Source organism: Pseudomonadota bacterium, from assembly GCA_016927275.1.
Classification (GTDB): Bacteria; UBA10199; UBA10199; order 2-02-FULL-44-16; family JAAZCA01; genus JAFGMW01.
The window spans coordinates 1-11,681 of sequence record JAFGMW010000091.1; the positions used below are offsets into that span (position 1 = coordinate 1).

Here is an 11,681-nt window from a genome sequence, read left to right on the forward strand (position 1 = left end):
CCGCGTCGGCGAGTTCGCGATCGGCACCAACGTGGCGCTCACGAAGCTCATAGGCAACCTGCTGCAGGACGAGAAGTTCCCCGGCGTGCACGTCGCGCTGGGCAGCCCCTACCCCGACAAGACCGGGGCCTCCTGGGAGAGCAAGGCGCACAACGACGGCGTGATGCGCGACCCGACGGTCGTCGTGGACGGCAGTACGATAATGGAGAGGGGCAGGTTCACGATATAGCCCGCAGCGGGGAGTTTCCGAGGAGCCCTCCATGGACCTGAGCCTCATGGCCGAGCCGTTCAAGATCAAGATGGTCGAGAGCATCAGGATGACCACCCGCGCGGATCGCGAGAAGGCGATCCGCGAGGCGGGCTACAACACGTTCCTCCTCAGGAGCGAGGACGTCTGGATCGATCTGCTCACGGACTCCGGCACTGCGGCGATGAGCGACTACCAGTGGGCGGGCATGATGCAGGGCGACGAGGCGTACGCAGGGAGCAGGAACTTCTATTTCATGGAAGAGGTGATCCGGGACGTCATGGGGTACAGGCACATCGTCCCGGCGCACCAGGGGCGCGGGGCCGAGAACATCCTCTCCAAGGCGATGATAAAGCCGGGCGACCACGTGGCCGGCAACATGTACTTCACGACAACGAGGCTGCACCAGGAGCTGGCGGGCGCCACCTTCCACGACGTCATCGTCGACGAGGCCAACGACCCGGGGGCCGAGCTCCCGTTCAAGGGCAACGCCGACATGGCGAAGCTCGAGCGGTTCATCGCGGAATTCGGGGCCGGGAACATACCCTACGTGAGCATCGGCGCGCCGGTGAACATGGCCGGCGGCCAGCCGGTCTCCATGGCGAACATCAAAGAGGTGTCGAAGCTCTGCCGCAGGCACGGCATCAAGGTCATCCTGGACGCCGCCCGCATCCTGGAGAACTGCTACTTCATACAAAAGCGCGAGAAGGGATTTGAGAAGAGGACCATCAAGGAGATCTGCCGCGAGTTCTGCTCCCACACCGACGGGTGCACGATGTCGGCAAAGAAGGACGCCTACGTGAACATGGGCGGATGGCTCGCGATGAACGACGAGGGGCTCTTCACGAGGGCCAAGGAGCTGGTCGTAGTCTACGAGGGGCTGCACACCTACGGCGGGATGGCGGGCCGGGACATGGAGGCGTGCGCGCGCGGCCTCAAGGAGGCTGCGGAGAGCGAGCACGTGGTGAGCTGGCGCGTGGGACAGGTCGAGCGCCTCGGCGAGATGCTCGTCGCGGCCGGCATACCGATAGTGAGGCCGGTGGGCGGGCATGCGGTGTTCCTCGACGCCAGGGCATTCCTCGACCACATCCCCCAGGACGAGTTCCCCGCGCAGACGCTCGCCGCCGCCATATACGTCGAGAGCGGAGTGCGCTCCATGGAGCGGGGCATCGTGTCCGCGGGCCGAGACCCGCTTACAGGGGAGAACCGCGTGCCCAGGCTCGAGCTGGTCAGGCTCGCCGTCCCCAGGCGCGCCTACACCAACTCGCACATGGACGTCGTCGCCGAGGCCGTGAAGATCGTCTGGCGGAAGAGAAGACAGGTGAAGGGGCTCAGGATGACCTACGAGCCCGGGGCGCTGCGCTTCTTCCAGGCCCGTTTCGAGCCGCTCTGAAAAAGGGAGCCGTTTGTTATAGCTTCTTTACGTTCGAACCTGCGAAGATTCGTGAAAAAACTGAAGGCGATCGGCGCGCCCGGCAGGATTCGAACCTGCGACCCTCTGATCCGTAGTCAGATACTCTAATCCGCTGAGCTACGGGCGCGCCGATCGCCCCCTCGTGAGGGGGCGCACCCTAAACCATGACCTCGAGTCCTGTCAAGGGCGAGGAGCCGCTTGCCTTGGCGGGCCATAGGTGGCATAACCCGTTGGGATTGCAAACAAAAGGGGGTTCTCATGATGCGGATATTCCACGGGGCGGTCGTCGCCGCGATCGTCATCATCGTCATGGGGACCGCCGTGGCCCATGAGCCGAATGCGGTGGACGGCTACTACGACCTGGGGCGAGGCGAGCTGCTCGTCACGGTCCAGCACCTTGTAAACGATCCGAAGGGCCACTTCATAAAAGAGGTTGTCGTGTACAAGGACGGGAAAGAGGCGGCGAGGAAGGATTTCAGCTTCCAGACCAGCCATCGCAACCAGACCATGCCCCCGTTCAAGATACCTGCGCAGGTCGGCGATTCGTTCAGGGTCGTTGCCCGCTGCAGCGTCTCGGGAGAGGCAGAGGCGACGATCGAGGTCGTGGACCGGAGGCCGGACGTACGGAAGCTGAACTGACCGGCGGCGATGCGGCCGGGCTCAGAACTGCAGGACCGTTGACAGCCGGACCATCCAGGCCATGTTCGCCTTGTCGTAGGGGATCGGCTCCACGATGTTGCCCGGATCGATGAGCTCGACGTCTATGCTGTACGCCCTGCCCGGCAAGAGAAACCCGATATCGAGCGCCGTGTAGAGGAAGTTGAAGAGCTGCGCCTCGGCCGATATGTCCATCTCGAGGCCGTACCAGCGCTGCCACATCGAGGTGGACGTCTCTGTGAGCGCAGGCCAGTTGCCGGCCTGCGGGATGAGGTCCGCGAAGTTTATGTTGGTGTTCTTCTTCGGGGCCCAGGCGGTGACGAACTTTCCTCCGATCTTGGCCCAGTTCGCCCACGGCGTGTCCTTGAACTCGAACTTGTGCTTGTACCCGGCGGTGAAGTAGAAGGCGTTGTTCACGTAGTTTGCAGTCACCGATTTGCCGCCCGCCAGGTACTCAGTGCCCCCTGTGCCCCCGGCCTTCTGCCCGTAGAGGGACGGCGTCGTGCCGAGCGGCATGTAGAACATCATGAGTGCGATGTTATAGTCGGGCCTGAAGCCGAACTCCGTTATCTTCGTGGAGAGCGGGTTCGGGTCGCCGGGCGCGTACCCGGCCTGGAACTTCCATTCCCCGCCGAAGCTGTAGTTGCCGGTGGCCTCGAAGGCGGCCATGAACGCGCTCATCGATTGCTTGGGCGGCAGCTGGATGATCCCGTCGCCCGCCCCCAGCCCTGTGAACGGGATGGCGTCGAGCGCGAGGCCGGTCGTGACGTCGCCGCCTAGATAGACGCCCTCGAGCTTGAAGGTGTAATTGCGCCACGTGTATCGCGCGTAGAGGTCGGCGAAATACAGCATCGTGTCGCCGTCGATGCCGGCCGCCACCTCGTTGCCGAGAGCGTCCTTGACGAACATGGTGGTCGCGCCGTCCTGGCCGTTGCGCCTCCTCAGGCCCCCGAAGAGCCCGACCGAGAACTCCGGCTGGTCGTACATGACCAGCGCAGCATACTGCTGCGCGTCTCGATTGTTCGACTCAGGGGCGGAGGCTAGCCCGGTGATGCGCGGGTCGAACTGCGCCTCGTAGGCGATGTCCCACAACACCCCGGCGGTTATCGCCCCGCCGCCTGAGAAGCCGTACTGCATGAGGTACATGATCCTGTCGGCGGTGTCGCCGAAGTCGCCCTGCAGCCCGTTGCCGTCGTTCTGGAAGATGCCCAGCCCCCAGTTCGACGGCTGGCGGCCGGCCCGGATCTTCCCTATCGGCGTGAGCACATCCATCCAAACGCGGCGCACGTTTATCGCGCCGTTCTCGCCCACTCGGTCCGGCCCCGCCATGTAGAAGGAGCCGGCGCCGGGCGGCAGCGTCTGTTCGCCCACGACCGGCGCTATTATGTTGAGCTCGCGCGTGCTCTCTGTGCCGAAGAGGACGTTGTCCAGGATGTCGAACGTCGAGTGCAGGGAGAGCCAGTCGTTGAGCTTGAGGGTCGGCTCGATCCTGAGCCTCATCTGGTTGTACTGGATGAAGCCGAAACGGTTGTTGTCGTAAACGAGATTGCTGTTGCTGCCCTGCAGGTCGAGGTTGTCGGCACCCACCACCCTGAGCCTGTAGTATCCGTGGCTCGAGAAGCTCATGGCCTGAGCCGCAGGGGAAACAGCGAGCGCGGCGAGGAGGGCTGCGCCAAAGATCGTTGATTTCACGGCTTTATTCATGAAAAGGGATGAAAGTGATCGTTTGCGCAAACCATATCCCCCGGGAAAAGTTGGTGCATTATAACACTTTGATTTTCTTGGGGTCAATAGGACTTCAGCGCGCAAGCCGGAGAGTGCGGATAAAAAAAGAGGTGGCTCCTTTCGGAACCACCTCTCCTCAAAACGTGGTGTTGCCCGATACCTAGTACATGTCTCCCATCCCGCCATGCGGCATCGGGGGCATGGCCTTCTCCTCCTTCGGCTTCTCGGTCACCATCGCCTCGGTGGTGATCATGAGGCCGGCGACTGAGGCTGCGTTCTGGAGCGCGGAGCGGACGACCTTCGTGGGGTCGATGATGCCGGAGGTCATGAGGTCCTCGTACTGGCAGGACTGGGCGTTGAACCCCTCGTTCGCCTTCGCGGCCTTTACGTGGTTCACCACCACCGCGCCTTCCCAGCCGGCGTTCTGCGCGATCCAGCGGCAGGGATACTCGGCGGCCCTGCGGATGATCTGCACTCCCTCCCACTCCTCTTCGGTGAGCTTCGCCTTGAAGTTGTCGAGGCCCGAGGTGGCCCTGATGAGTGCCACGCCGCCGCCGGCGACGATGCCTTCCTCGACCGCCGCGCGGGTAGCGTGGAGCGCGTCCTCTACGCGGGCCTTCTTCTCCTTCATCTCGGTCTCGGTGGCGGCCCCGACGTTGATGACCGCGACTCCGCCCACGAGCTTGGCGAGCCTCTCCTGAAGCTTCTCGCGGTCATAGTCGGAGGTCGTCTCCTCGATCTGCGCGCGGATCTGCTTGATGCGCCCCTCGATGGCGTCCTTGCTGCCTGCGCCGTCGACGATCGTGGTGTTCTCCTTGTCGATGGTGATGCGCTTCGCCTGGCCTAGGTCCTTTGTCGTCATGCTGTCGAGCTTGAAGCCGAGCTCCTCGGCGATGAAGCGGCCGCCGGTGAGGGTGGCTATGTCCTCGAGCATGGCCTTGCGGCGATCGCCGAAGCCCGGGGCCTTCACGGCCGCGACCTGGAGCGTGCCGCGCAGCTTGTTGACGACCAGCGTGGCCAGCGCCTCGCCCTCGATGTCCTCGGCGATGATGAGCAGGGGACGGCCGATCTTGGCGACCTGCTCGAGCACCGGCAGCAGGTCCTTCATGCTGGAGATCTTCTTCTCGTGGATGAGGATGAGCGGGTTCTCGAGGGCCGCCTCCATCCTCTCCGGGTCTGTCACGAAGTAGGGGGAGAGATAGCCGCGGTCGAACTGCATGCCCTCGACCACGTCGAGGGTGGTGTCCATGCCCTTGGCCTCTTCGACCGTGATGACGCCCTCCTTGCCCACCTTGCTCATCGCCTCGGCGATGATGCTGCCGATGGTCTCGTCGTTGTTGGCCGAGATGGTCCCGACCTGAGCGATCTCCTTCTGGTCCTTCGTCGGCTTGGAGTTCTTCTTGAGCTGGTCGATGGTGTACTCGACCGCCTTTTCGATGCCGCGCTTGAGGGCCATCGGGTTGTGGCCGGCCGCCACCAGCTTCGCGCCTTCATGATAGATGTACTGGGCCAGCACCGTGGCGGTGGTGGTGCCGTCGCCCGCGATGTCGGAGGTCTTGGAGGCCACTTCCTTGACCATCTGCGCGCCCATGTTCTCGAACTTGTCGCCGAGCTCTATCTCCTTGGCGACCGTCACTCCGTCCTTGGTGACTACCGGGCTGCCGAACGACTTGTCCAGCACGACGTTTCGGCCCTTGGGGCCCAGCGTGACCTTGACCGCGTCGGCCAGCGCGTTTACGCCGCGCAGGATCTTGTCGCGGGCGTCCTGACTGAAGAGCAGTTCCTTTGCTGACATTGTATCCTCCTTGGTGGTTTCGTTTGGGTTCGGTTATGCGCCTACGATCCCGAGGACGTCGTCCTCGCGCATGATCGTGTACTCGATGCCGTCGATCTTGATCTCGCTGCCCGCGTACTTGGTGAAGAGGATCTTGTCGCCGGTCTTCACCTCGAGCTTCACGGTCTGGCCGTTGTCCAGGATCTTGCCGTTGCCCACTGCGATGACCTTGCCCTCCTGCGGCTTCTCCTTGGCGGTGTCAGGGATGATGATCCCGCCCTTTGTCTTCTCCTCGTTGGTGAGGCGCTCTACGAGGATGCGGTCGTGAAGCGGTCTGATCTGTGCTCCCATATTCTTTCCTCCTTTGATAAGTGGCCTGTTTTGGGCTGCTTTTCACGGTTGGCACTCGACCCATTCGAGTGCTAACAACTGAGTTGCGGACCATATAATGCCTTATCAGCAACAGTCAAGGGGTTGTGGATAATTTTTTTGGCCCCTCTCCAACACGGCGCGTCAGCCAGACTTGACGCCGTGCATATTGGCATCTTTCGTGCGCCTGTATAGATAACCGGCCCATGATGACCAATTTAGTCAATAAATTCAGGCTGGTAATGCTTGGTGCCGCAGCGGCCGGTTTCCTTTTGCAGGCCTGCAACGGCACAAAGGCCCCTGTGTTCGTATCGCCGGACGGCAGCGTGATGGTCGGGATCAACGGGCCGGACGTGGATGAGAGGCTTGCCGAGGAGGCGTGGCAGAAGCGCCTCATCTTCCATGTGGGCCCGATCGATCTGCCCGCCGGGACAGCTGCGGAGGAGATGGAGGATGCGCCCCTGATCATGCGCTTCAATACAGGCGAGGACCTTTGGGTCACCGCGTTTGAGCCGAGGGTGGTGAGCGCAAGCGGGGCCGGGCTCCCGGGCGAGCTGCTCTCCCGCGCGATGCTCATAAACCTCCACGAGGAGAACGAGCTGTGCGGGCAGTCGGGCTCGGGCAACGCGGCCTTTGTGGCGACCTCCATGCTCACCGACGTCGAGCTCCCGCAGGGGTACGGGTATCCGGTCCTGGCCACCGATCCGCTCGAGGCCAGGGCGGTGCTCATGAACCGGACCGGGCAGGGCCATTCCGGGGTCTATTTCGAGATCACGCTGAAGGCGCGGCCGATGAACGAGTTCGCCAACCTCAAGGACGTGAAGCCGATGCTCGTCGAGTTCGACCCGTGCGGCCACGCCGCCGTCGACATAGAGCCGGGCGCTTTCTCCGAGCGCTCGGCCTCCTACAGGCTCTCGAAGGGGTCGAGGGTGATCATGGTCAACGGCGCGATGGGCGATCGGGGCGCCTCCATGGAACTCGTGGCAGGCTCGGAGATAGCCCCGTTCTGGCGCTCCGAGGCGACCCTGGACGAGGGGCAGGGGCTCGTGGCCCTCAGCGACAACCCGTTCGTTGACATGAGGACCACGCTCGCTGAGGGCGACGAGATAAAGTTCTCCGCTGCCTTTGACAACAGCTCAGGCGGGTGGCTCAGGGGCGCGACCGCAGCCGCCATGATGTACGTGAATCCTGCAGAATGACATCGGGTCCTTCGTCCTTGCCGTGGGACGACCCCCTTCGGGGGTCACTTCAGCTCAAACGTCACCGAAAGGGAGAGGCATGCGTTCTGAGGCAGGCTGGCCACGCCGGCTGCGCTCCTGACATGCTTGCCGTACGGCCCGAATATCTGGCCCATCAGGTCGCTCGCGCCGTCTATCACCCTGTCGTGATCCTTGAAGTCCGCCCCGCAGGCGACGAAAGCCTCGATGCTCACAACCCTCTTCACCCCGGCGAGCGACCCTCCGAGCTCGCGGCGCGCGCACGACAGGGCCATGACAGCAGCGGTCCGGGCCGCGAGCTTCGCCGCGTCCGTCTTGACCTCGATGCCGACTCGCCCCTGGTGGTGCAGCCTGCCCGATGAGTATGGGAGCGCCTGCCCCACGATCAGCGTCTTGCCTATCTGCGCCGCCGCCTGCACGCTCCCCTTGTCCGATGGCGGCTCCTGCATCTCGATGAACAGCTCGGTGAGCTTTGCGTCGAAGTCCATGAGGTCTCCGTTCTACTTTTTCTTCCTGGGCTTGTAGATGAAGAAGAACGCGAGCAGCGGCGTCCCCTTGAGCGACCGATATGCGCCTATCTCCTCGTCCTTGAAGAAGGCGCGCGTCTGCTCGTCTATGAACGTCTCCCTCAGGTCGACGATCCGAAGCCCCGCTTTTCTCATGAGGGAGTAGTAGTCTTCGAACCGATGGAGGTTCGATTCCGCCGACTTGAGCCTGTTGGCCCCCTTCCTGGCGTAGAGGCCGAACGGGTGGAAGTCGACCATCACCCCCTGGCCGCCGGGCTCCATCACCCGTCCCAGCTCGAGCACAGCGCGCGACATGTCGCCCTGGAGGGTCGATGCGAGCCTGCCCAGGACGTAGCCGAAGATCTCGGCAGGGAACGGGAGCCTCGCGGCCTTGCCCTGAACTATGAACCCGCGCGAAACGTCTCCCTGCGAATCCGAGACCGAGCCCCTGATGTCGAAGCTGATCGCGGTCTTTGCCCTCGCGCCCAGCAGCCGGGAGGCGTAGAAGATCGGGCCTTCGCCTACGTCCAGGGCCCCCTTGCCCTCGAGCGCCGGCAGGGCCTGTTCGATCGTCCTCTTTATGGAGGAGTCGATCAGCTCCTTCACCCTGTCGGGCTGAAGCAGGCTCTCGATGGACATGAGAGGCTGGACGCCGGCGCGCGTGCCGACGTGTGCGCCGGCCTTTTTGGCGCTGCCTATCAGGTGCTCCACCAGGCGGCCCAGGAGCTCCATGGCCCTTCTCAATGATTGATCGAATGACTCCGGCATCCCGCCATTTGTAGCGGAAACAGCCGTTTTCCACAAGGGATGACTGTGCCGGCAGCGGGCCTTTGAAATGCGGAGATTGACCAATGAATCCTGGCGTATAGAATGTCCTGCCCAAAGGAGAGACCATGAAGCTCAACGTGAGCAGGGCCGCACCGGAGAGATTCTCCGCCGACATAATATCGATAGGCCTCTTCGAGAGGGCGGACGGCGACGAGGGGGCAAGGCACGCCCTCATCAAGCACGTGGACGGGGGGACCGCCCTGGACAAGGCGCTGTCGGGGAGCATCTCGAGGCAGATCGCCCAGGAGAGGTTCAAGGGCGAGCGCGGGGCCCACCGCATGCTCTTCACCGCCGGCCAGATACCGGCGAAGTTCATACTCCTCGTGGGGATGGGCAAGCGAAAGGAGCTGACCCTGGAGGTTCTGAGGGAGTCCGGCGCCGCGATCGCCAAGGCGGCGAAGGTCGTGAAGGCCCAGTCGGCGGCGCTCGTCCTGGAGCGCGGCTCTGTGGACGATCTCCCGGCCTCCGATCGCGGGAGGGCCATAGTCGAGGGCGCGATTCTCGGCAGCTACGCCTTCGAACGCTACAAGACCGACGGAGAGGAGAGGCCCGCGCCGCTGGCCCAGCTCGACATCCTCTACCGGGGGGACGCGGCGCCCTTGAAGGCGGCGATGGAGAGGGGCAGGGTCGTGGCCGAGGCGCAGAACGCGGCGCGCGACCTCACCAACACCCCGGCGCAGGATGCGACGCCGGCCATCATAGCGAGATCGGCCAGGAGGGCGGCGCAGAAATACAGGCTGGGGTTCAAATCGCTCAGCATGGCAGCGATGGCAAGGGAGGGGATGGGCGCACTGATGGCGGTCGCCAGGGGTTCTGCGGAGCCGCCCGCATTCATCGTCCTGTCGTACAGACCGAAGGGGCGGCCGCACGGGAGGCTCGCCCTGGTGGGGAAGGGGGTCACCTTCGACTCCGGCGGCATCTCCATAAAGCCTGCGCGCGGCATGGAGACGATGAAGGGGGACATGGCAGGCGCTGCGAGCGTGATCGCGGCCATGCAGGCGATCGCGCAGCTCAAGCCCGCGGTCGAGGTCCACGCCTACATACCGGCCGCGGAGAACATGCCGGACGGCAAGGCGGTGAAGCCGGGCGACATCGTCACGGCGCGCAACGGAAAGACGATCGAGATAACCAACACCGACGCCGAGGGGAGGCTGATAGTCGCCGACGCCCTCTCCTACGCCGCCGACCGGAAGCCGGACGCGATCGTCGAGCTCTCGACGCTCACCGGCGGCGCCGCCTACTGCTGCGGCGAGCTCTTCTCGATCGCGGTCGGCACCGACCAGAAGCTGATCGACCGTGTGAGGCGCGCGTCCGAGGCCACCGGCGAGCGCATGTGGCAGCTGCCCATGGTCGACGAGTACAAGAAGGGCTACACCTCCGGCATCGCGGACCTCAACAACACCGGCAAGAGCAAGGCCCAGACGATCATGGGCGGGATATTCCTCAAGGAGTTCGTCGGCGAGGTGCCGTTCGCGCACATGGACATAGCGGCCAGCGCCTGGGCCGACGAGGATCGTCCCCTCTGGCCCCGCGGCGCCACGGGCGTGATGGTGCGCACTCTGGTGGAGTTCGTCTCGAATTTCAGGAAGGGCTGAATCAGGGGTTCTTGAAGCGGCCTATCCCCTTGAAGCCTGACGGCATCGGCACCTCGGCTGCGCCGGCCATGCCGCGCTCGACGCCTGCGAGCTTCTTGCCATCGACCTTCACGAAAGTATCGACCGGCGCCGCCTGGGCAGAGGGCGACTTGGCGCCCTGCTCGAACCTATAGAGGTTGAACTCGGTGCCGCTGATCAGGGACTTTATCTTGTCCACGGCCATAGGCAAACTTCCCCTTCGCGCACTCTCCCCCGCAATTTAATTATCGGCAGACAGTACCCCGAAGTTGCTCTTGGCGATAAAAAAAGAAATCGCGAGATATTATATAATAATATCAAATATTTATGTATTGCGGAGCGAGCCGGTTTGTTCTTCTCGCTACGCTCGTCGTCTCAGGCGCCGCCTCCTCGCTGGGCCACGTCGGCCGGTGTGTGACAGGCTACGGCATCCGGCCTCCGTGAGCCCCGCTGCGAAGAGCAAACCGGCTCGCTCCACCAAATCGGCATCCTTTCGCCTCCGCCCGGCATCGGGTCCGGGATGCCTGTCGAGCGGCGTTTGAATTCGCCGCGAATCAGCAGCCCTATGATGACCGCGGCGAAGAGACGCAGGCGAGCGAGCGGCGTCTGAGTGAGCGAGCCGTAGCGAGACAGGCATCCCGGACCCGATGACAGCCTGCTCGACGGAAGGCAGTGACCCGTAGGCACGGTTATAGGGTCTTGAAAAAATCTGAAACGCAAAGTTCGCTGCGGATTCCGAGGCGGGTGAGGGAGAAGTCGTAGCGAACCGGGTCGTCGGGCGCAAATTTTTTGAAGGCCGCGGTGATCTCGCGGGCGGTCCTGCAATCTGCCGCCTTGCGTGCGGTGAAGCCCAGCCTCTTCGATATTTTGTACATGTGCGTGTCGAGGGGGACGATGAGCTTCGCCGGCGAGACGCCGCGCCAGCCGCCGGGGTCGACCTCGTCGCGGCGCACCATCCAGCGAAGAAACATGTTGAGCCTCTTGCAGGCGCTGCCCCTGCCCGGCTCGGACAGCAGGCTGGTGCCTGCGCCGAGCTCGGAGACGAATCCGCACAGCGCGGGCATCGCGTCCTCATCGCCCCTCTTTGCGTGAGATGCGAAGCAGGCGCCCAGCGAGCTGTGCCTCTTCATCGCGCGAGCGGCGCCGGCGAGCATCGCCGCCATCTCGTCGCCGGTCGTGAAGCGGTGCTTGAAGTCAGAGAAGGTCTTCCTGAGTCTTGCCGGCGTCGCATCGATCACAAACCTGCGCGGTTCGCCCATGCGATCGAGGACGGTCCTCACGCTCCTCAGTATCTGCGCCACGCGGCCGTAGGCGAGCGAACTGGCGACGAG

12 protein-coding genes and 1 tRNA gene are annotated in these 11,681 nt (G+C 63.6%); 5 read left to right on the forward strand and 8 right to left on the reverse strand.

The annotated features are described in order from the left end of the window. Both JXA24_06035 and JXA24_06040 read left to right on the forward strand, forming a co-directional pair. On the forward strand, nucleotides 1-229 hold a 229-nt coding region (locus tag JXA24_06035), incomplete at its 5' end, for an aminopeptidase (protein MBN1283312.1). Nucleotides 230-260: 31 nt separating this feature from the next. Beyond that, complete coding sequence (locus tag JXA24_06040; protein ID MBN1283313.1) at nucleotides 261-1,640, forward strand: tyrosine phenol-lyase; 1,380 nt, start codon at nucleotides 261-263, stop codon at nucleotides 1,638-1,640. A 74-nt stretch (nucleotides 1,641-1,714) separates the two neighbouring features. Here the strand turns inward: JXA24_06040 and JXA24_06045 are convergent. Further along, nucleotides 1,715-1,788: transfer RNA gene (locus JXA24_06045), tRNA-Arg, on the reverse strand. 131 nt (nucleotides 1,789-1,919) lie between these two features. Between JXA24_06045 and JXA24_06050 the strand changes: the two genes are divergently transcribed. Continuing rightward, nucleotides 1,920-2,300, forward strand: a complete 381-nt coding sequence (locus JXA24_06050) for a hypothetical protein (protein MBN1283314.1) — start codon at nucleotides 1,920-1,922, stop codon at nucleotides 2,298-2,300. 21 nt (nucleotides 2,301-2,321) lie between these two features. Here the strand turns inward: JXA24_06050 and JXA24_06055 are convergent, their stop codons facing one another. From JXA24_06055 to groES, 3 genes are all read right to left on the reverse strand, one after another. Continuing rightward, nucleotides 2,322-4,010, reverse strand: a complete 1,689-nt coding sequence (locus JXA24_06055) for a hypothetical protein (protein ID MBN1283315.1) — start codon at nucleotides 4,008-4,010, stop codon at nucleotides 2,322-2,324. Nucleotides 4,011-4,203: 193 nt separating this feature from the next. Continuing rightward, entirely contained in the window at nucleotides 4,204-5,838 is a 1,635-nt protein-coding gene (groL, locus tag JXA24_06060; GenBank protein MBN1283316.1) for a chaperonin GroEL, read from the reverse strand. Between the two features lie 33 nt (nucleotides 5,839-5,871). Beyond that, entirely contained in the window at nucleotides 5,872-6,168 is a 297-nt protein-coding gene (groES, locus tag JXA24_06065; GenBank protein ID MBN1283317.1) for a co-chaperone GroES, read from the reverse strand. 260 nt (nucleotides 6,169-6,428) lie between these two features. Here groES and JXA24_06070 point away from each other — a divergent pair, with 260 nt between their 5' ends. Then, a complete protein-coding gene (locus JXA24_06070) occupies nucleotides 6,429-7,385 on the forward strand; it encodes a hypothetical protein (protein ID MBN1283318.1) in 957 nt (318 codons plus the stop codon). A gap of 44 nt (nucleotides 7,386-7,429) precedes the next feature. Here the strand turns inward: JXA24_06070 and JXA24_06075 are convergent, their stop codons facing one another. After that, entirely contained in the window at nucleotides 7,430-7,891 is a 462-nt protein-coding gene (locus JXA24_06075) for a RidA family protein (GenBank protein MBN1283319.1), read from the reverse strand. Between the two features lie 12 nt (nucleotides 7,892-7,903). Continuing rightward, nucleotides 7,904-8,653, reverse strand: coding sequence for a hypothetical protein (locus JXA24_06080; protein MBN1283320.1), 750 nt, complete (start codon nucleotides 8,651-8,653; stop codon nucleotides 7,904-7,906). A 149-nt stretch (nucleotides 8,654-8,802) separates the two neighbouring features. Between JXA24_06080 and JXA24_06085 the strand changes: the two genes are divergently transcribed. Next, entirely contained in the window at nucleotides 8,803-10,332 is a 1,530-nt protein-coding gene (locus tag JXA24_06085; protein ID MBN1283321.1) for a leucyl aminopeptidase, read from the forward strand. Between the two features lies 1 nt (nucleotide 10,333). On the opposite strand, the gene JXA24_06090 is transcribed toward JXA24_06085, so the two are convergent. Both JXA24_06090 and JXA24_06095 read right to left on the reverse strand, forming a co-directional pair. Next, nucleotides 10,334-10,555 (reverse strand): hypothetical protein, encoded by a 222-nt coding sequence (locus JXA24_06090; GenBank protein MBN1283322.1) that lies wholly within the window; start codon nucleotides 10,553-10,555, stop codon nucleotides 10,334-10,336. 484 nt (nucleotides 10,556-11,039) lie between these two features. Beyond that, the coding region (locus tag JXA24_06095) for a TIGR02757 family protein (GenBank protein MBN1283323.1) at nucleotides 11,040-11,681 on the reverse strand (642 nt) is incomplete at its 5' end.

Coding starts and splice junctions, on each gene's coding strand:
- JXA24_06085 (MBN1283321.1), top strand. CDS start 8,803: ATGAAGCTCAACGTGAGCAGGGCCGCACCGGAGAGATTCTCCGCCGAC.
- groL (MBN1283316.1), bottom strand. CDS start 5,838: ATGTCAGCAAAGGAACTGCTCTTCAGTCAGGACGCCCGCGACAAGATC.
- groES (MBN1283317.1), bottom strand. CDS start 6,168: ATGGGAGCACAGATCAGACCGCTTCACGACCGCATCCTCGTAGAGCGC.
- JXA24_06070 (MBN1283318.1), top strand. CDS start 6,429: ATGCTTGGTGCCGCAGCGGCCGGTTTCCTTTTGCAGGCCTGCAACGGC.
- JXA24_06050 (MBN1283314.1), top strand. CDS start 1,920: ATGATGCGGATATTCCACGGGGCGGTCGTCGCCGCGATCGTCATCATC.
- JXA24_06090 (MBN1283322.1), bottom strand. CDS start 10,555: ATGGCCGTGGACAAGATAAAGTCCCTGATCAGCGGCACCGAGTTCAAC.
- JXA24_06040 (MBN1283313.1), top strand. CDS start 261: ATGGACCTGAGCCTCATGGCCGAGCCGTTCAAGATCAAGATGGTCGAG.
- JXA24_06075 (MBN1283319.1), bottom strand. CDS start 7,891: ATGGACTTCGACGCAAAGCTCACCGAGCTGTTCATCGAGATGCAGGAG.